The sequence below is a fragment of the Streptomyces triticagri genome, from assembly GCF_003429565.1.
Taxonomy (GTDB): Bacteria; Actinomycetota; Actinomycetes; order Streptomycetales; family Streptomycetaceae; genus Streptomyces; species Streptomyces triticagri.
In genome coordinates, this window is record NZ_QUAK01000234.1 from 151796 (window position 1) to 170968 (window position 19173).

The following is a 19173-nucleotide window of genomic DNA, read 5'->3' on the forward strand; positions in this document are numbered from 1 at the left end:
CCACAATGTGCGCACGAGGCGACGGGGACCAGGAAGCCGGTGTGAATCCGGCGCGGTCCCGCCACTGTGACCGGGAAGCGACCCTCCGGCATGCCACTGTCCGCGACCGCGGGCGGGAAGGCGGCGGCGAGCGACGATCCGGGAGCCAGGAGACTGACCCGTCGCCGGTCCGACGTCAGGGGCGAGGAAACCCCGGAAAGGATCGACCGTGGCGACGCATGCCCGGACAGCACCCGGCCGCCCGCAACCCACCCGACGGGGCGTACTGGCCGCCGGCGGCGCCCTGGCCGCGGCCTCGACGGGCCTGCTGAGCGGCTGCGGCGACGGCAGTGACGGCGGGGGAGGCGAAGCGCCCTTCCGCGCCGCCTTCACCTCCGGCGGATCGCAGGAGACCCTCGACCCGCACGTCGCGCCGAACTTCGTCGACCAGGCACGCGCCAAGGCCCTCTACGACACCCTCGGCACCTACGCGGACGACATGTCCGTACGCAAGCGGCTCGCCGAATCGTGGGAGAGCAACGCCGCCGGCACCCGATGGCACATACGGCTGCGGCAGGCGGAGTTCCACGACGGGACCCCGGTCACCGCCGAGGACGTCCTGTACAGCTACCGCCGCGCCGCCGACCCCGACACCGGATCGCCGTCCCAAGTACTGCTCTCCGCCATCGACTTCACCGCCAGCCGGGCCGACGGCAAGCGGTCCCTCGTCCTTGTCCTCGAGGCGCCGAACTTCGAGTTCCCCACCGTCTTCGCCGGCCCGGGCACCGAGATCATCCCGGACGGGACGACGGACTTCCGCAAGCCGGTCGGCTCCGGACCCTTCACCCATGTGTCGTTCACCCCCGGCGGTACGGCTCGCTACCGGAGCTGGGCGGACCACTGGGACGGTGCCCCGCACATCGCCGAACTCGAGATCGTCCCCGCGAACGAGGAGTCGGCCCGCCTGAACGCCCTGCTGTCCGGGCAGGTGCACTACGCCGCCGACATGGCCGGAGCCTCCGTCGAGCGGCTGCGGAAGGCCGAGTCCGCACGCCTGCTGACCTCGAAGCGGGCCACCGCACAGCAGCTTCTGCTGCGTACCGGCCGCAAGCCCTTCGACGACCCGCGCCTGGTACGAGCCGTCCAACTGGGCATCGACCGCGCCGCGTTGGTACGGATCGCCCTTGCCGGACACGGCGAGGTCGGCAACGACCTGTTCGGGACGGGCCTGCGCGGTTATCCGGGCGGACTCGAGCCGCGCGAACGCGATGTGGCCGAGGCGCGGAAGCTGGTGAAACAGGCCGGTGCGGAAGGCCTGCACATCACCGTCCAGACCAGCGCGGTGGATGCCGCGTGGCAGCCGGCCGCCGATCTGATGGCACGCCAACTCCGCGAGATCGGGCTCCGGTTGACGGCCAACACCCGGGCGGCCAGCACCTACTTCAGCGAGATCAGGACCAAGGGCGTCGCCGCCTTCAACACCACCTCCACGCTGCCCGTGTCGGACTTCCTGCAGCAGCGCGTGCGTGGTGGAGCCGCCCGGAACCAGACCGGATACCGCTCGGAGAAGTTCGACCGACTCCTCGACCGGGCCCGAACCACCCGCGACGAGCAGGACCGCCTCGCCCTGCTCGCCCGCGCACAGAAGATCGCGCGGGACGAATCGGGGCTGCTGGTGTGGGCGTTCTCCGATGCCGTCGACGCCATCGGCCGCACGGTGCGCGGTCTGCGCGCCGCACCGCCCAACTCGCACGACTGGGCCCGCTTCGACCGGGTCCGCATCGACTGACGTGCGCGGATACGTGCTGCGGCGCACGCTGCTCGCCGTCGTCCAGTGTCTGGTGGTGCTGGTCGCCGTGTTCGCCGTGGGCTCCCTGCTCCCCGGCGACACGGCAGACGTCCTGCGCGGCGAGCTCGGCACGCCGGAACAAGTGGCCGCCCTGCGAAGCCGGTTGGGCCTCGACGAACCCGCCTGGCCGCGGTTCGTGCACTGGCTCGGCGGCCTGGCCACCGGTGACCTCGGCACCTCGCTCACGACCGGAGTGCCGGTCGGCGACGATCTGGGGCGCCGCGTCGGCGTGACGCTGCTGCTCGGCGTGCCGGCACTGCTCCTCGTCACCCTCCTGGCGCCGCTGCTCGGTACCGTGTGCGGTCTGCGCGAGGGCAGCCGCGCCGACCGGGCGATGAACGCGACCGCCGTACTGCTGCACGCCGTACCGGAGTTCGTGCTCGCCCTGCTGCTTGTCGCGTCCGTGTCGCTGGCCGCGGGGCTGCTGCCGGCCACGGCGATCGGCATGGACACCGGCGCGCTGCTTGCGCAGCCGAGCGTGCTCGTCCTGCCCGTCGTCGTCCTCACCGCCCGCCACCTCTGCGACCTGGCCAGGCAGATCCGCGTCTCAGTCGCGGCCGAACGGCACGGGCCGGTCGCCGAACATCTGCGCCTCCTGGGGCTCCGCGAACGCACGGTCGTCCTGCGCCACGTCCTGCCGAACGCCCTGGGGCCCGCGGCCCAGCAGTACGCGCGCTGTGTGGAAGGGCTGCTCGGCGGCGCGGTCCTGGTGGAGGCCGTCTTCGGGTTCCGCGGTCTGGGCGGCGGCTTCGTGGAGGCGGTGGAGAACCGCGATCTGCCCGAAGTCCAGGCGTACGCCCTGCTGTTCACCGGCACCGCGGTCGTCGTCAACCTGCTCGGAGACCTGGTCGCGTACCGTCTCGCGCCGCGGCGGGAGGTCTCCGCATGAGCGGGCGGGACGGCGGCGTGGGCCGGGCGGCCGCCACCCCTGCGCGCCGTACTCGCGGTCGGCACCCATGGGTCGCTCTGCTGCTCCTCGCGGTACCCGTCTGTGCGGCGGTCGTCGGCCCGTGGGTGGCAGGCGACACGGCCCCGGGCGCCGGAGCCCTTCCGTCGCAGCCGCCCGGTGCCGGACACCCGCTCGGCACCGATGTACTGGGCCGTGACGTACTGGCCCTGGTGCTGCACGGCGGTGCATCGGTCCTGGCGAGTGCGCTGGGTGCGCTCCTGATCGGAGCGGCCGCGGGGGTGCCGCTCGGCCTGCTCGCGGCCGGACCGCGCCGCGGGGTCGACGAGGCCGTGATGCGCACCCTCGACATCCTGCTCGCCTTCCCCGGACTGCTGGTCCTGCTGACGCTCGCGGCCACCGGGCACCGCGACCCGTACTGGCTGGTGGCGGTCGCCGGACTGCTGCAGGTGCCGGCCGTGGCGCGGCTCGTCCGCGGCGCCGCCCTCGCACCCGGCACCCGTACGGCGGTCGAAGCGCTGCGGATGCAGGGACACGGCTGGGCATACATCCACCTCCGGCATCTGGCACGGCAGTTGGCCGCCCCGCTGGCCACCGACCTGGCCGGGCGCTTCGCCGTCGTCCTCTACCTCCTCGCCTCCGCGAACTTCCTCGGCCTCGGGCTTCCCGACTCCTCCCCGGACTGGGCCGTACTGATCGAGCGCAACAGCGACGCCCTGTTCACCCAGCCCGCCGCGGTGCTCGCTCCGGCCGGACTGCTCACGGCGCTGTGCGTGGGCGGCAATCTGCTCGTGGACCGGGCCCTGCGAAGACGGCGGGTACGAGAGCCTGCACAGCAGAGGGGGAGCCGGTGACCACTCCAGTGCCCGAACTCCTGGACGTACCCGAGATCTCCGCGTACGCCGAAGGGGCGCCGCGACCACTCCTGGACCGGGTCGGAATCACCGTGCGACCCCGAGCCGTGGTCGCCGTCGTGGGTCCGTCCGGGAGCGGCAAGACCACCCTGGGCCTCGCCGCGCTCGGCGCCGCACGCAGCGGCATCGAACTCGACGGACAGGTCCTCCTGCAGGGCATGGATCTGCTGCGGCTGCCGCCTGCCGCGCGCGCCCGCGGCCGGGCGGGGCGGGCGGCCCATCTGCCCCAGCATCCGGAGACGGTGCTCGATCCGGTGCGCCGCGTCGGCAGTGCGCTGACCGAACTGGCCGGCCTCGGGCAGGACGGGCGCGCCCGGCGCAGGGCGGCAGCCGAGCGGGCGCTGACCCTGGCCGGCCTCGACCGGCACGTCCTGCGCCGCCTCCCGCACCAGCTCTCCGGAGGGCAGCAGCAGCGTGTCGCCCTCGCCACCGCCCTGGCCACCGGGGCGCGGCTGCTGGTGCTCGACGAGCCGACCAGTGGACTCGACACGGCGCTCGCGCAAGAACTCGCCGGGACACTGCGGACGCTCGCGGACACGGGGACGGGAGTGCTGCTGCTCAGCCACGACCTGCCGTTCGTGCGCGCCACGTCCGACCGGGTCGTCGTCCTCGAACGCGGACGCGCGGTGGACGCGGGGCCGACCGCGGATGTCCTCGGCGCCGACGGCGGCGCACGCTCGGGCCGGGTGGTCCGTCCGCGGGCCACCCGTGAACTGCTCACGGCAGAAGTCGAATTGGGACGCTGCGCACCCCCGGACGAGCCCGCCCCGGTCACAAAAACGGCGGGGGCAGGGGTCACCGCTCACCATGTCACCGTGCGCCGCCGCTCCGGCGATCCGCTCACCGGACCGCTGTCGATGGCGTTCCCGCCCGGCAGCAGCACCGCACTGCTGGGCGCCTCGGGCTCGGGAAAGACCACCTTCGCCCGGGTGCTGGCCGGGGTGACCCGGCCCACCTCGGGCGAAGTGCGCTGCGACGGCGTGATACTGCCCCCGCGCATCGACCGCCGGACGGCCGGTCAGCGCCGGCTCGTACAGTACGTGCACCAGAGCAGCGCCGACTCCTTCGAGACGCACCGCCCGGTCCTGGTCCAACTCGCCGACACCGGAAGACTGTTGAGACGACTCGACACCGAGACGGCGACCGCCGAGGCGATCGACGTCGCCCGTGTGCTCGGCCTCGACGACCGGACGCTGCTGCGCACCCCGGACCGGCTCTCCGGCGGCCAGCTGCAACGCTGCGCACTGGTAAGGGCCCTGACGGCCCGTCCGGCGCTCCTGGTCTGCGACGAGGTGACCTCGGCCCTCGACACGGTGTCCCGCCGGCGGGTCGTCACCGCACTGCCCGAACTGTTGGCGCCCGCGGGGACGGCCTTGCTGTTCCTCAGCCACGACCTGCCCGCCGTACGGGCATTGACCACCGAGGCCGTGCTTCTCGACGCGGGGCGCCGCATACGGAGCGGGCCGGTCGACGCCGTGCTGCCGACCGACCAGCGCGGCGTACACCGGCCCGCCCCGCTCGGCGTCAGACGAACGACCTGAGACCGTCGAGGAGCCGCTCCACCTCACCGGCCGTGTTGTACGGCGCGAGCCCGATCCGCAGCGCCGGATCCTCCAACTTCAGTGCCGTGAACGGCTCGTAGGCATAGAAGGATCCGGCGGGTGCGACGACGTCCCGGGCGGCCAGATGGCGCTGTGCGTCCCGGGCGTCGTGCCCGGCGAGCGACAGCAGGGTGGTGGGGGTGCGGTCGGCCGCCCTCGAGTGCACGGTGACGGAATCGCCGAGGGCTGCGAGCCCGGTGTCCAGGGCGGTCCGCAGCGTCTCCTCATGCGCGTGCAGCGCGTCGAAGGACCGGGCGAGGCGTGTCCGGCGCGGGCCCGACGCGGCCGGTACGAGCGAGGCGAGGAAGTCCACCGCGGCAGTGGCGCCGGCCAGGATCTCGTACGGCAGCGTGCCGAACTCGAATCGCTCGGGCACCGTGTCGGGCGACGGCAGCAGCTTGTCCGGGCGGATCCTCTCGAGGAGTTCGGGCGCCGCCCCGAGCACACCGCAGTGCGGCCCGAAGAACTTGTACGGCGAGCACACGAACAGGTCGGCTCCCAGGGCCGGTACGTCGACCAGCCGGTGCGCGGCGTAGTGCACCCCGTCCACATGGACCAGGGCACCGACGTCGTGCGCACGGTCGGCGATCTCGCGCAGCGGGGGAATGGTGCCCAGTACGTTCGAGGCGGCGGTCACCGCGACGAGGCGCGTCCGTGAGCTCAATATCCTTGCGTAGGAATCGAGTTGAAGCTCGCCGGTCGCGCGGTCGAGGTCGATCCAGCGGACCGTCGCGCCGCTTGACCGCGCCGCCTGCACCCAGGGGCGGACATTGCAGTCGTGGTCGAGGCGGCTGAGGACGATCTCGTCCCCCGGTCGCCAGTCCTTGGCCAGATGCCGGGCGAAGTCGTAGGTGAGCTGGGTGGCGCTGCGCCCGTGCACGATGCCGTCGGCGGGCAGCCGGAGCAGATCGGCGTACGCGGCCCGGAAGTCGGTGACGGCTGCCTCGGCATTGAGCTCGGACGCGCTGACCAGGCCACGGTTGGACAGTGGGCCGGTCATCGTCGAGGCGATGGCCTCGGCGACGGGACGCGGGGTCTGGGTCCCGCCCGGGCCGTCGAAGAAGGCGAGTCCGGACTCCAGGGCGGGAAAGTGCGCCCGCAGGGCGCCGGTGTCGAGGGTCATGAAGGATCCGTCCCGTCGTCGGGCACCCAGCGCAGGATGTCGCCGGGCTGGCAGCGCAGAGTGCTGCAGATGGCATCGAGGGTGGTGAACCGTACGGCCTTGGCCCGGCCGTTCTTGAGCACCGCGATATTGGCCGGGGTGATGCCCACCGCCTGGGCGAATTCGCCCACGGACAGCTTGTGGCGGGCGAGTTGGACGTCGAGGTCGACGATGATCGCCATCAGACGACCTCGGCCATCTCGGTCTGCAGGGTCGTCGCCTTGCGCAGCAGCCCCCGCAGCACGGCGAGGAGCATCGCGAACGCGGCGCCCACCACGGTGCAGGCGGCGGTCGCGCCGAGTGCGCTGAGCACATCCATGCCGTCGTCGGGAGAGGGGATCTCCACGATGGCCAGGTGGAGGGTCGCGCCCAGCGAGAGCAGGGTGGCCACGATCGACGACGCCATGATGACGTCGACCCAGCGGAAGGCCCGCTCGGTGAAGATCGCGTCCCGGTCGACCATGTCGAGCAGGATCCAGAGGGCGACGAGGGCGACCTGGACGCAGACGACACCGAGGATCGCCAGAGTCGCGTACGGGGCGGCGTAGGGCGCGTACGGCGGGAAGCGGTCGACTTCGTCGGCGGCGGTCGTCGGGATGACGACGGCCTGACCGAAGACGCCGAACAGGACCGCGACTGCGATGCCGGCGCGGAGCACGGCGACGAGAAGCTGATGCATGGATCGAGTATCGATAGATACCGATCGGAAATCAATCGACTCGGCGAATCCGGTGGCCCGGCACCCCGCGATGGCCGCCCGTCATTCCTGGCACAGGCGGACGCCCGTCATTCCTGGCACAGGCGGACGCCCGTCATTCCCGGCACAGGCAGACGCCCGTCATTCCTGGCACAGGCAGAACGGATGGCCCGCCGGGTCCGCGTACACCCGGAAGCCGCGCTCGCCGTCCCGGTCGTCGAGGTCGAGCGGCATGGCGCCCAGGGCGATCACCTGCGCCTCGGCCGCCTTCATGTCCTTGACGTGGAGATCGAGGTGCAGCTGCTGGGAATTGTCGTCGGCGCGGGGCCAGTTCGGCGGACGGTGGCCGGGTGCGCGCTGGAAGGCGATGCGGTGGCCGCCCGGGGCGTACAGGTCGTACCAGTCCTCGTCGTACTCCTTGATCTCGCCGCCGAGCACGGCGGCGTAGAAGCCGGCGAGGGCGGGCGGGTCGGGGCAGTCCACGGCCACCAGGCAGTAGTCGGCGACGGGCATGGCGTCCTCCCTTGTCCTCCTTGATGTCCAGCTGTGCGGCCGGGTTCCCGCGGAAGGCGCTGTCATGCTCGCCGGGTGTGCGGGGGCCGTCCGGCGCGAGTTGATAGGCAAGTGAACACTTGCCTATAGTGGAGTGCGTGGCCGACGACCTGTTCAAAGCACTCGCCGACCCCACCCGTCGCACGATCCTCGACGAGCTGACCGAGAGTTCCGGGCAGACGCTGTTCGAGATCTGCTCGCGACTGAGCATGAGGCACGGCCTCGGACTGTCGCGGCAGGCGGTCTCGCAACACCTGGCCGTGCTCGAGGCGGCCGGGCTCGTCGAGACCCGGCGGGAGGGGCGCTACAAGTTCCACGACCTGAACACGGCACCGCTTCGGGAGATCACCGAGCGATGGCTCGCGCCAGGAGAATCCGCACCGGAGGAGAGCACCCCATGAAGATCCATCTGACCAGCGTCTTCGTCGACGACCAGGCGGCCGCGCTGCGGTTCTACACCGAGGTCCTCGGTTTCGTGAAGAAGCACGACGTCCCGCTGGGCGGCGAGGACCGCTGGCTCACCGTGGTCTCGCCGGAGGAGCCCGCCGGCACCGAACTGCTCCTGGAGCCCGCCGCCCACCCCGCCGTCAAGCCGTACCGTGACGCGCTCGTCCAGGACGGCATCCCGCTCGCCCAGTTCGCCGTCGCCGACGTGCAGGCGGAGTACGAGCGGCTGCGCGGTCTCGGGGTCCGCTTCACCCAGGAGCCCCTGGCCGCGGGCCCCGTCACCACCGCCGTGTTCGACGACGGATGCGGCAATCTGATCCAGCTCGCGAGCGAGCCGCAGTAGCCGCTTGGTGGTCCGGCCGGCACGGGAAACCGGTCGGGGTCGCACCCGGTCGGTCAGTGCACGCACCCCGGTCGGTCAGGGCCACGCCCCGGTAGGGAAGCCCGTCCAGCGCAGTTCGGCCGGCAGATGACCCATGTCGTTGTAGAGCAGCACGGCCGGCGCCGATGCGGTGCGGTACTCGATGACGGTGAGCGCCGTGTTCCCGCAGTTGAGGCCGAGCCAGCGGTCCACCGGGGCGCCCAGAGCGTCACGGACCAGCCAGGCCACCTGATAGGCGTGGGTGACCAGAACCTCGTGCGACTCGCGCTCTGCGGGGCGGGCGAACCGTGCGGTCAGGGCGGCGGACCGCCGTTCCGCCTCGGCGGCCTCCGCGGCGCCGTAGCCGTCGAAGAACGGCGCCCACTCGGGCGGCGGTTGCGCCGGTACGTACGGGATGTGGTCGACGAGTTCGGGTGCCTCGCTCACGGGCACCGCCGTCGGAAGCGAGGCGCCGACGATCTCGGCGGAACGCACCGCGCGGGGCAGCGGCGAGTGCCATACCGCGTCCACCGGCACGCTCGCGAGTCGTCGGCCGAGCAGTTCGGACTGCTGCCGTCCCACGTCGGTCAGTGCACCGAACGGGTCGGCCGCTCCGTGCCGGGCCAGATACAGACGCCGAGTTGCCATGATCGATCCCCTTCCTGTGTCGCGTCGTCGGATCCGTGCCGCTCAGCTGCGCCGGAGCACGGCCTGGGCGGCCCGCAGGCGCTCCGCCTCGTCGTCCGCCGTGTCCCCGACTCCGCCCGCGACCTCGTCGGCCCAACCGAGCAGCCGGGCCAGATGCTCGCCGGCCGGGTTCTCGACCACAGGCGCGGACCCGAGGGCGACTTCGCCGCTCGTCCCGTCGACGGTGAGCAAGGTGCCGGCGCCGACGGTGCGGTCGCCGACCTGCACCGCATCCGCCTCGCAGTTCACCCGCAGGCCTCCGACCCCCACCACCGCGGGCTTGCCCAGGGACCGGGCGACCACCGCGGCATGACTGGCCGGACCGCCGTGCGCCGTGACGATCCCCGCCGCCGCGGCGAGTCCGTGCATGTCGTGCGGCGACGTCTCCGGCCGCACCAGCACCACGGGGCCGTCCGATGCCATGCGCACCGCGTCCTCCGCCGTGGTCGCCACCCGGCCGACCGCCACGCCGGGGCAGGCGCCGAGCCCGCGGCCCAGCAGATCGACCGCGGCCGACGGTGCGATACGCGGCGTACGGACCTGCCGGAGGTGGCCGGGGGTGATCCGCAGCAGCGCCTCGTGACGGTCGATCACCCGCTCGTCGGCGAGTTCGGTGGCGAGGCGTACGGCCGCGCCTCCGGCGAACCGGCCGGGCCGCACCTGCAGCAGCCACAACTCACCCGCCTCGAAGGTGAATTCGACGTAGCAGGCGTCCCGGTAGTGGTCCTCGATCCGGCGCAGCGCCGAGACGAGCTCGCCCCACACCACCGGCTCCCGCTCGGCGAGATCGCCGAGCGGCCGGGTCGCCGTACGGCCGGACACCACGTCCTCGCCCTGACGGCCGAACAGCACTTCCCCGAAAGGTGAGTTCGCGCCGGTGCCGGGATCACGGCTGAACGCGACCCCGCTCCCGCTCCGCCCGTCCCGGTTCCCGAACACCATCCGCTGGACGACCACGGCGGTGCCCAGGTCGTCCGGGATGCCGTTGAGTGAGCGGTACGTACGGGCGCGCGGCGTGTCCCACGAAGCGAACACGGACTCGACGGCCCATCGCAACTGGCCCTGCGCATCGGCCGGTACGGGTCGGCCGCAGCGGGCGAGCACAAACTCCTCGACCGCACGTGCGGCCGTCTCGGCGTCGCCCTCGGCGCGATGGCCGGCCGTCACGCGGGAGACGTCCGCATCGGTGACCGCGCCGGCGAAGCTGGTGAGGAACCGCAGCCGTGAATCCAGTGCGAAACCCCGGTCACCCGTCTCCGTGGCCAGCCCTTCGGTGGCCGCGGGGGTGAGTCCCAGATCGAGGACGGTATTCATCATGCCCGGCATCGAGACTCCGGCCCCGGAGCGGACCGAGACGGCCAGCGGAGCGTGCGTGCCGCCCAGGGTGCGACCGGTGGCACGCTCCAACTCGGCCGTTGCGGAGGAGAGTTCATGCTCGAGCCGGGCGGGCTGCTGCCCGTCGCGCAGGAAGGCGCGGCACGCCTCGGCCGTGATGACGAACCCGAGCGGCACCCGCAGACCGAGACGCTGCAACAGCGCGAGCCCCAGCGCCTTGCCGCCCAACAGGTCGGCAGGACCGTCCAGTTCGGCCGACAGCGGCCGGATCCACCTCATCGCTGCAGCCCGAGCGTGGCGAGCAGATCCTCGTGCAGCTCGGCCCAGACGGTGTGGTACGAGACGGTGCTGTCCGTCACCTGGCCGAGCTCGCCGGCGCGTGCCCGCTCCAGTGCCTCGGTGAGCCGAGCCGCGTACCGGCCGAACCGGGGGAGTGCGGCGGCGAGTTCCCCGATGACGGGGCCGGCACGCAGATCCAGGTCCGCGAAACGGTCGAGGACCTGCGCGTCGTACGCCGCGTCGCGGTGGTCGTTGGCGCTCGGCACCCCGTCGACCGACCGCAGTTGCCAGGCCCGGCACAGGTCGAGCAGCTCCGGATTGAGCACCAGGAAGCGCTCGTGCGCCGCCGTGACGACCGGTCGTGCGCCGGCCGATTCCAGCTCGTCCCGGATCCGTGACGGGTGCGCCGCGCGGCCCGCGTCCGTGAGGCTCCAGTACGGCAGCTCGCCGGACAGCCGCGTCGCGAGCCCGGCGACGCCCAGGTCGATCAGCTCCGACTCGATGTCGGACGCCTCGGCGCCGGTGATGTGCCGAAGGCGTTCGGTGCTGCAGGCGCCCGCGCAGCGCAAGGCGTGCAGCAGCAGGAGGCCGGTGTCCTGAGTGTGGGGCCGGTTCACGTCTCGCTCCTCCGGAGGCGGGAGATTCTGATGGCATCCAGATGACGTCATCATCTGGATGCCATCTGTATCATGACACGGCACGAGGAAGGGAGGCGGCCGCGGATGGTGCGACTGAACCGCGCACAGCAACAGGAGCGGACCCGCGCATCGGTGCTCGTCGCGGCCCGCGAGGAATTCGCCGAGTACGGATACGCCGACGCCAAGGTCGACCGGATCGCCGAGCGCGCCGAGCTGACCCGTGGCGCCGTCTACTCCAACTTCACCGGCAAACGGTCCCTCTACCTCGCGGTGCTCACCGCCGCGGCCGAGCAGGCCCGCGCCGCCGCCGGCCCTCCGCCCGCCTCACCCGCCGACGCCGAGCAGGCGCTGGGCGCCTTCGCGCGGGTCTGGCTGGAGCGACTTCCGCTGGCCGGCGACACCCCGAGCCACGGCCACCTTCAGCTGCGCTCGCTCTCCGGAGTGCTCACCGGCGAGCCGGCCCGCGAGGCACTCGCCGAACTCGCCCGCTTCGAGGCCCTGTTGCTCGCCCTTGCGATCGAGCTGCACGGCACGCTGCGCCCCGGCACGGTCCGGCGGGCCCAACTGGCCCTGACCCTGCTGCACGGCACGGCGAGCCTCGCCGAGAGCGCGCCCGGCGTCGGCGACCCCTTCGACATCGCCCGCGCCGCCGGACATCTGGCCGCCACCCCGCTCACCGAGGACGCAGCACCGCCCCATCTCCCGTACGTGGCACCGGCGTCGGCGACTCGCACCGACTGGCAGCCACCCCGCGACCTCGTCGACGAGCTCACCGGCCTCCCGGTGGACCTCGCCGAGGACGGAGTGGTGACCGTGCTCGGGGTGCGCCGCCTGTCCGCCGCCGCGGACATGCTGCACTCCGCGCGCCCGGACGACGCCCTGACATGTGTGGTCGTCACCGGCGACCCGGCCGGGACGGGCCGACTGGCACGCCTGCGGATCGTCGATCAAGTCGCCTGTCTGCAGCGGGTGTTCGCCCCGGCGGACCTCCCGCGCCTGCGCATCGTCCTCGACGACTCCGGCACGGTGCCCGCGGCGATCGGCCTGGATCCCGCCGACGACCTCGCCGAGGCGGCGCTCCGCTGCCGGGACGGACTGATCACGGCCCGGGCGGAGGGGCGCGGCGCGGGCCATGCGGCCGCCGTGCACTCGGTGCGCGACGACCGCAGACCCTGACGGCCCCGGCGCGGAGCCTCAGCCGTCCAGACCGCCGGCGAACGGCAGCGTCCGCCACTGCTCGACGGCCGGCCCCATGTACTCCTCGAGGACCGGCAGTTGAGGCACCAGGGTGAGTACGGTGATCGCCCGCAGCATTCCCACGGCGTTCACGAACCGCAGCACGTCCTGACGCAGCGGCCGCAGGCCGGCCCGGCGCGCCCCGCGGTCGTAGGCGGCCTCCAGCTCGGGGCCGAGCGACGCCAGGTCCCACTCCACGGGGCCGAGTGTGACCATCTCGAAGTCCGAGTACCGGTCGCCGTCGACGCCGTGGAAGATGTTCGCGGGCGGGGAGTCGCCGTGCACGGGCTGCACCTCCACCCCCGGGAACCGCTCCTCGAAGGCGGCCTGCGAGCGTACGAGAGGCTCCAGGAGCTGCCACTCCCGGCGGGCCCGCGCCAGATCCTCCCGGTCCACGAGCACGGGCTCCTTGTCGAGCGCCGCCAGGCTGTCGGTGACGAACTGCGGTTCTGCCGCTGACAGGAACGACAGGTGCCCCGGATACGTACGCATCGCGGCGTGCAGCGCCGGCACGCTCTCGGTGTTCGCCGCGTAGTCGGGCTCCCGGTCCCGGTCCTCCGCGAGATGGCTCCAGAAGGTGATCGAGAAGCCGTCGCGCCGCACGGGCTCGCGCGGTACGAGCGGGCTGGGCGGGATCACCGGCGTGCCCCGGTCCGCCAGCCACTGCGCCACGTCCAGCTCGGACCGCTGGCGGCGTGCGAGTGCGGCGAGATCCGCGTCGCCGGCCAGGACGACCGGGATCCGGGCCACCACGGGTGAGGGCGCGAGATGCACCACCACGGAGAACAGGTCGTGGAGTACGGCCGCATCGGTCACCGTCAGGCCGAGTTCGCGCCCGGCGCCCACCGCGGCGTCCACTGCGGCGGCGCGGCGGCGGTCGATGTCCTGGGATGTGGCGTAGGCGGTCATGGGTGGATCGCTCCGTTCGTCGGGGTGGTGGTCGTCAGGGTGGTCGTCGTCGTACGGGTGTCGACGCGGCCCTCGTGCAGTTCGAGCCGGTCGCCGGGGAAGCGCTCGCGGAAGCCGCGGTCGTGCGAGACCGCGACCACCGGGCCCGGATACGCCGCGAGTGCGGCCTCCAGGTCCTCGACCAGGTCCAGGGCGATGTGGTTGGTCGGCTCGTCGAGTACGAGGAGGTCCGCCGGCCGGGTCACCAGACGGGCGATCTGCAGCCGGCGCTGCTGCCCGGCGGAGAGCGCCGCCACCTCGACCCCCAGGTCCTCCTCGCGGAACAGGCCGAGCGCGAGCAGCTGTTCGGCGTACTCGTCCGCGGGCCCGGGCCGCCCGGCCGCGAAGGTGGCAAGGAGCGAACGGCGGGTGACGCGGGCCGGCAGCTCCTGCGCCAGAAAGCCGATCCGTGCCGGACGCAGCACCGTGCCGGCGTCCGGCTCGAGATCACCCGCCAGGACGCGCAGTAGGGTGGTCTTGCCCGCCCCGTTCCGCCCGGTGACAAGCAGCCGTTGCCCGGGTCCGATGCGCAACGCCCCGTCCAGGCACAGCCGTTCACCGACCCGTACGCCGTCCAGCTCGGCCACGGGACGGTCCGCGGGGGAGCGGGTGGCCTCGTCGTCCGCTGCCGCGGCTGTCGTCGGAGCCGCGGTGAATCGCAGCGGCACCGGCGGCGCGGCGACCGGATGGCGCCGCAGCCGGTCGAGGCGCTCACGCACCGCACGCACCTGTCCGCCGAGCTTCGCCTCGTGCGAACGGCGGTGCTTGCCGAAGCCCTGCCGCGGGTCCTTTCCGGTGGTGGCCAGGCGTTTGCCGGCCGCCGAAAGGAGTTCCTCGGCAGCGGCCACATCCTCCAGCCACTGGGCGTACTCCTGCTCCGCGCGGCGCCGGGCGGCCGCCTTCGCGGTGCGGAAGCCGGACCAGCCGTCGCCGTACCGGTGCACCGTGCGGGTGTCCCGGTCGACCTCGAGGATCGTGGTCGCGATGCGTTCCAGGAACCCGCGGTCGTGCGTGACGGCCACGACGGTGCCGCGGTGGGCACGCAGATGGTCCTCGAGCCAGCCGACGGCCGCCGCGTCGAGGTGGTTGGTCGGCTCGTCGAGGAGCAGCAGTTCGGGTGCCGCGGCCAGTACGCAGGCGAGCGCGAGCCGGGACTGCTGACCGCCGGAGAGCGAGCCGAGCCGCCGGTCGCGGGTCACCCCGGCCAGCCCGAGGCCGTGCATCGCCGCGTCGAGGCGGGCATCGGCCAGGTATCCGCCGCGATCCTCGTAGGCCGTCAACAGCTCGCCGTACGCGGTGAGTTCGGCCTCCGACGCCTCGCCGAGGTGTTCTTCGGCGGCCCGCAGCCGGCGCTCCATGTCCCGCAGCTCGGCGAGGGCGAGATCGACGGCGTCCTGAACCGTGCAGTCGGGATCGAGGTCGAGGGTCTGGGCGAGATGGCCCGTCCCGCCGGGGAAGGTGACGGTGATCTCGCCGGCGTCCGGCGCCTCGGCGCCGGCCAGCAGGCGCAGCAAGGTGGACTTCCCGGAGCCGTTCTCGCCGACGACGGCGGCCTTCTCGCCCGGGCGGACCGTGAAGGAGACCTGATCGAGGATGCTCCGGGTGCCGTAGGACTTGGCGGCGTCCTTGACCGACAGCTGTGCCACGGAGGTGGGCACGGTGGAAGGGGTGGGTGTGCGTTCGCGCATGGCGAGTTTCCCTGGGGTGGTGAGGTCTACGGGCAGCAGAGACGGCGACCGGGGCGCATCCGGGCAGAACCGTGCGGATGGCAGCGCGGGCCGTCGGGACGGCGCAGAAGGCCGTGCCCGGACTCAGAGAAAGTAGAAGAACGCCATGCGCCCCACCATAGCAAGACGGAGCGTCTCGTCTCCACCGGCTTTCGGTGAAAGGCGCTCATGGGCGCGAACCGGCAGGTCAGGGCCGATGCCTGCCCGGAAGGGAGCCGGGCGGGCACCGGCCCGTACCCCGTTCAGGCGGGCAGCCGTCGCAGTACGCCGTCGAAATCGGTGCCCGGCGCGAGCGTGCCGAAGGCCAGGCCCCGGTCCCCGGCGAGCCGCGACGCGCAGAAGGCGTCGGACACCGCATGCGGCGCATGCCGGACCAGGAGCGAACCCTGCAGCACCAGGGCCGCCCGCTCGATCACCCGGCGGGCCCGCAGCGGTGCGTCCTCGGTCAGGACCAGCTCGTCCCGCAGCTCCCGCCAGGCCGCATCGAGCCGGCGGTCCGCGCCGGAGGCCGCCTCGACCTCGGCGCGGAAGGCCGCCAGGGACTCCGGCTCACGGGCGAGCGCACGCAGCATGTCGAGGGCGTTGACGTTCCCGGAGCCCTCCCAGATGCCGTTCAGCGGGGCCTCCCGGTAGAGCCGCGGCATACCCGAGGCCTCGTCGTAACCGTTGCCGCCGAGGCACTCGAGCGCCTCGGCGACGGCGGCGGGCTGCCGCTTGCACACCCAGTACTTCGCCACGGCGGTCGCGAGCCGCAGAAAGGCGCGTTCCGAAGAGTCGCCGTGCTGCGCGCGGTCGATCGCCCCGGCCAGGCGCAGTCCGAGTGTGGTCGCCGCCTCCGACTCGAGGGCGAGGTCGGCGAGCACATTGCGCATCAGCGGCTGGTCGACCAGCTTCGCGCCGAACACCTCGCGGTGGCGGGCGTGATGGGCGGCCTGGGCGAGCGCGGCGCGGGTGCCCGCGGCGGAGCCGAGCACACAGTCCAGGCGGGTCATCGTCACCATCTCGATGATGGTGCGCACCCCCTTGCCCTCGGCGCCCACCAGCCAGCCCACGGTGTCGTCGAACTCGGGCTCGCTGCTGGCGTTCGAGCGGTTGCCGAGCTTGTCCTTCAGGCGCTGGATACGGAAGGTGTTGCGGCTGCCGTCCGGCAGGACGCGCGGCACCAGGAAGCAGGACAGCCCGCCCGGCGCCTGCGCGAGCACCAGGAACAGGTCGTTCATCGGGGCGCTGGTGAACCACTTGTGACCGCGCAACCGCCAGCTGCCGTCCGGCTGTTCGGCGGCCGTCGTGGTGTTGGCGCGCACATCCGTGCCGCCCTGCTTCTCCGTCATCCCCATGCCGGCGAGCAGCCCCTGCTTCTCGCCCGGTGCGCGAAGGCCCGGCTCGTAGACCCGGCTGGTGAGCAGCGGTTCGTACGTCTTCGCGAGCTCGGGGGAGTGGCGCAGGGCGGGGACGGCGGCGTACGTCATGGAGACCGGGCAGCCGTGGCCGGGCTCGGTGCTGCTCCACGTCATGAACCCGGCGGCGCGCGCCACATGGGCACCGACCCGCTCGTCGGCCCAGGCGCTGCCGGCCAGGCCCTCGCGCACCGCGACGTCCATCAGGGCGTGGTACGAGGGATGGAAGTCGACCTCGTCGATGCGGTTGCCGTAGCGGTCGTGGGTGCGCAGCTCCGGCTCGTGGCGGTTGGCCTCGTCCGCCCAGCGCTGTGTCTCCTCGCTGCCGGCGAGGCGCCCGACGCGGTGCAGATCCGCCAGGTACCACTCGGCGCCCTCCCGGCGTACGCCCTCCAGGAGGACCGGGTCGTCGGCGACGTCGTGGCCGGTGAGCGGCGGGGGCTGATTGGTCACCTGGTGGGTCACGGCGGCGGGGTGGCTGCGCGGCGCGGTGCTCGGCATGGGCTCGGCTCTCCTCGTGGTGCGGGGCGTGCGGGGCTTGAGTGGGCGGGCCTGCGACGGTGCGCGGGCGTCACGGCGGCGACTCGGGGCGGGCGCCCGCGCAGCGCAGGGCCAGGGCGGTCAGCTCGGCGAGCAGGTCCTCCGGGTCCGGGGCCGGTGTGCGGCCGGCGCCCAGCGGATCGACGAGCACCTCGCCGACCGCGCCGGTCAGCGCCGCCGCGGTGACCTGCCCGTCCTGGCGCGGCAGCAGGCCCGCGTCGATGCCCTCGCGTACGACCTCGGCGAACAGGGCGTGGTAGCGGCGGCGGAAGTCCAGTCGTTCGGCGCCGACGGACGGTTCGGCGGGAGCCGCGAGCAGGGCGTGGGCGAGGCCGCGGTTCTCGAGGGCGCGCCGGGCGAAGACCTGCACCCCGCGGGCGAGCCGCTGCACCGGTGAGCCGTCCGTACTCCGCAGCACCTCGGCCAGTACGTCCACCTCCCGGCTCGCCGCACGCCGGAACACCTCGACGGCCAGCGCGGCCTTGGACGGAAAGTGCTGGTACACGGAGCCGGCCGCGATCCCCGCCGCGTCGGCCACGGCCGTCACGGACGCCTGTGCCCAGCCCACCTCGGCCACGACCTGCGTCGCACACTCGACGAGGCGCTCACGGGCTGCTTCGAGCCGGCGTACTTCGGCAGCGGTCTTGCGGTAGGCCATGAATGAAGTGAACCACTGTTCAGAGCATCACGCCATGGTCCGCGTCCGTGGGCACACCGAGGCTCGGACCGTCCCGGACACGAGGGTCCGAGCGCCCGGATCGGGACGTTCAGATCAACCGGAACAGATCGCCCGCCGCCCGCACGTCGGTGAGGTCCTCGATGCTGCGCAGGTTGTCGCAGAGGGCGTCCAGGGCACGGCCCGGTGCCGCGGCCTCCGGCGCGCCGACGGCCACCCCGAAGACGCGGAAGCCCAGCGACTGCTTGGCGTCCTTCCAGGCCCGCATCCAGGCCTCGGTCACCCCGCACTCCCCGTCGGTGATCATCACGATGTCCCCGCGCTGCCGGCCCTCGGTGTTGTACTCCTCGTCGAGCACCTCGACCGCCGCGGCCAGCGGCGCGCGGTAGTTGGTACCGCCGCCGAAGAAGTGCTCGGTGAACTCCAGGACCTGCTCGATCCCGGCCGGCCGTGCGGACGGGAAGCGGAACACCCTGACCGACTCGGCCGAGGAGAACAGCACGCCGACGAAGTCCCGTTCCGACCGCCGGGCCTGGTCGAGCAGCGCCAGCGCACAGGCCTTGGCCCACGCCTCTCGGGTGATCCCACCTGGTCCGGACTCCTCCATCGAGTACGAGCAGTCGACGCACGCGATGATCGCGCCCCTGCCGGTGTGCTGCTCGCCCCGGCTGTCGTAGAGCATCAGACGCGACTCGGCGAAGCGCGCGGCGAACACGCTCCGCATCGCCGGTACGCCGAGCTGGGCCAGTTCGGAGGGCACCACCCAGGACAGGTCGTCGCCCAGAGTGATCCCGACCAGCTCGCCCTGTGCCTGCTCGACCCGGCGGGCCCGCTCGCCGTCGGCCAGCTGCCGGAAGCGGCCGATGAGGTCCGCGAATCGTCCGAGCCGTCCGGTGCGCAGCCGCTCGGCCAGCTCGGCCCGGCGCCCGTACGGCATCCGCTGCAGCTCGCCCGGAGCCACTCCCCATGCGCGCATCAACGCGCTTTCCGCACGGGCCTGTTCGGCGGCCTCGGCGACGGCTCGGCGCGCGGTGCTCCGGATGCCGGGAGCCGCCTCGGCGAGCGCCTGCTCGGCCTGCACCGAAGCCTGTTGCGCTGCGGCGTCCGCGTCCTGCGCCGCGGCGGTCGCGCGGGTCGCGCCGGCTGCCTGCGTGCCGTCCGGCGCCGTACCCTCCGCCGCCGTACTGCCTGCCGCCGCGCCGTCCGGCGGCGTGCCGTCCGCAGCGGCTGCGCCCGCGCCG

Annotated in this window: 19 protein-coding genes and 1 riboswitch; of the genes, 7 read left to right on the forward strand and 12 right to left on the reverse strand. The window is 73.0% G+C overall.

Features of this window, described 5'->3' with window-relative positions; translation table 11 throughout:
* The first annotated feature begins 29 nt into the window (after positions 1-29).
* Positions 30-156, forward strand: a riboswitch (cobalamin riboswitch).
* Between the two features lie 52 nt (positions 157-208).
* Genes DY218_RS32040 through DY218_RS32055 form a run of 4 tightly spaced genes read left to right on the forward strand, consistent with a single transcriptional unit; the run spans position 209 to position 5190 of the window.
* Positions 209-1768: an ABC transporter substrate-binding protein gene (locus tag DY218_RS32040; protein WP_128559680.1), complete on the forward strand. Its 1560-nt coding sequence runs from the start codon at positions 209-211 to the stop codon at positions 1766-1768.
* 1 nt (position 1769) lies between these two features.
* The gene (locus DY218_RS32045; protein WP_128559681.1) at positions 1770-2717 is read left to right on the forward strand and encodes an ABC transporter permease; all 948 of its coding nucleotides are present in this window, start codon (positions 1770-1772) and stop codon (positions 2715-2717) included.
* Positions 2714-3589: an ABC transporter permease gene (locus DY218_RS32050; protein WP_128559682.1), complete on the forward strand. Its 876-nt coding sequence runs from the start codon at positions 2714-2716 to the stop codon at positions 3587-3589. The genes DY218_RS32045 and DY218_RS32050 overlap by 4 nt, the downstream gene beginning before the upstream one ends.
* The gene (locus tag DY218_RS32055) at positions 3586-5190 is read left to right on the forward strand and encodes an ABC transporter ATP-binding protein (protein WP_128559683.1); all 1605 of its coding nucleotides are present in this window, start codon (positions 3586-3588) and stop codon (positions 5188-5190) included. The genes DY218_RS32050 and DY218_RS32055 overlap by 4 nt, the downstream gene beginning before the upstream one ends.
* Here DY218_RS32055 and DY218_RS32060 read toward each other — a convergent pair.
* The 4 genes from DY218_RS32060 to DY218_RS32075 form a co-directional block, all read right to left on the reverse strand.
* The gene (locus tag DY218_RS32060; protein ID WP_128559684.1) at positions 5174-6373 is read right to left on the reverse strand and encodes a cysteine desulfurase-like protein; all 1200 of its coding nucleotides are present in this window, start codon (positions 6371-6373) and stop codon (positions 5174-5176) included. The genes DY218_RS32055 and DY218_RS32060 overlap by 17 nt on opposite strands.
* Positions 6370-6594, reverse strand: coding sequence for a helix-turn-helix domain-containing protein (locus DY218_RS32065; protein ID WP_128559685.1), 225 nt, complete (start codon positions 6592-6594; stop codon positions 6370-6372). Before DY218_RS32065 ends, DY218_RS32060 begins: the two co-directional genes overlap by 4 nt.
* Positions 6594-7091 carry a DUF2975 domain-containing protein gene (locus DY218_RS32070; RefSeq protein WP_128559686.1) on the reverse strand — a complete coding sequence of 166 codons (498 nt, stop codon included), beginning with the start codon at positions 7089-7091 and terminating at the stop codon, positions 6594-6596. Before DY218_RS32070 ends, DY218_RS32065 begins: the two co-directional genes overlap by 1 nt.
* A gap of 159 nt (positions 7092-7250) precedes the next feature.
* Complete coding sequence (locus DY218_RS32075) at positions 7251-7622, reverse strand: VOC family protein (RefSeq protein ID WP_128559687.1); 372 nt, start codon at positions 7620-7622, stop codon at positions 7251-7253.
* Between the two features lie 137 nt (positions 7623-7759).
* Here DY218_RS32075 and DY218_RS32080 point away from each other — a divergent pair, with 137 nt between their 5' ends.
* Both DY218_RS32080 and DY218_RS32085 read left to right on the forward strand, forming a co-directional pair.
* The gene (locus DY218_RS32080; protein WP_128559688.1) at positions 7760-8062 is read left to right on the forward strand and encodes an ArsR/SmtB family transcription factor; all 303 of its coding nucleotides are present in this window, start codon (positions 7760-7762) and stop codon (positions 8060-8062) included.
* On the forward strand, positions 8059-8451 hold the full coding sequence (locus tag DY218_RS32085; protein WP_128559689.1) for a VOC family protein: 393 nt from the start codon (positions 8059-8061) through the stop codon (positions 8449-8451). The genes DY218_RS32080 and DY218_RS32085 overlap by 4 nt, the downstream gene beginning before the upstream one ends.
* A gap of 75 nt (positions 8452-8526) precedes the next feature.
* Here the strand turns inward: DY218_RS32085 and DY218_RS32090 are convergent, their stop codons facing one another.
* Genes DY218_RS32090 through DY218_RS32100 form a run of 3 tightly spaced genes read right to left on the reverse strand, consistent with a single transcriptional unit; the run spans position 8527 to position 11387 of the window.
* Positions 8527-9117, reverse strand: coding sequence for a histidine phosphatase family protein (locus DY218_RS32090; RefSeq protein ID WP_128559690.1), 591 nt, complete (start codon positions 9115-9117; stop codon positions 8527-8529).
* Between the two features lie 42 nt (positions 9118-9159).
* Complete coding sequence (locus DY218_RS32095; protein ID WP_128559691.1) at positions 9160-10770, reverse strand: pyruvate, phosphate dikinase; 1611 nt, start codon at positions 10768-10770, stop codon at positions 9160-9162.
* Entirely contained in the window at positions 10767-11387 is a 621-nt protein-coding gene (locus DY218_RS32100) for a transcriptional regulator (protein ID WP_128559692.1), read from the reverse strand. The genes DY218_RS32095 and DY218_RS32100 overlap by 4 nt, the downstream gene beginning before the upstream one ends.
* Before the next feature lie 105 nt (positions 11388-11492).
* Here DY218_RS32100 and DY218_RS32105 point away from each other — a divergent pair, with 105 nt between their 5' ends.
* Complete coding sequence (locus DY218_RS32105; RefSeq protein WP_128559693.1) at positions 11493-12584, forward strand: TetR/AcrR family transcriptional regulator; 1092 nt, start codon at positions 11493-11495, stop codon at positions 12582-12584.
* Positions 12585-12602: 18 nt separating this feature from the next.
* On the opposite strand, the gene DY218_RS32110 is transcribed toward DY218_RS32105, so the two are convergent.
* The 5 genes from DY218_RS32110 to DY218_RS32130 form a co-directional block, all read right to left on the reverse strand.
* Complete coding sequence (locus tag DY218_RS32110) at positions 12603-13553, reverse strand: phosphotransferase (RefSeq protein ID WP_128559694.1); 951 nt, start codon at positions 13551-13553, stop codon at positions 12603-12605.
* Positions 13550-15280, reverse strand: coding sequence for a ribosomal protection-like ABC-F family protein (abc-f, locus tag DY218_RS32115; RefSeq protein ID WP_128559695.1), 1731 nt, complete (start codon positions 15278-15280; stop codon positions 13550-13552). The genes DY218_RS32110 and abc-f overlap by 4 nt, the downstream gene beginning before the upstream one ends.
* A gap of 281 nt (positions 15281-15561) precedes the next feature.
* Positions 15562-17217 (reverse strand): acyl-CoA dehydrogenase family protein, encoded by a 1656-nt coding sequence (locus DY218_RS32120; protein WP_128559696.1) that lies wholly within the window; start codon positions 17215-17217, stop codon positions 15562-15564.
* Between the two features lie 70 nt (positions 17218-17287).
* A complete protein-coding gene (locus DY218_RS32125) occupies positions 17288-17914 on the reverse strand; it encodes a TetR/AcrR family transcriptional regulator (protein ID WP_128559697.1) in 627 nt (208 codons plus the stop codon).
* 109 nt (positions 17915-18023) lie between these two features.
* A partial coding sequence (locus DY218_RS32130; RefSeq protein ID WP_128559698.1) for a VWA domain-containing protein occupies positions 18024-19173 on the reverse strand: 1150 nt, incomplete at its 5' end.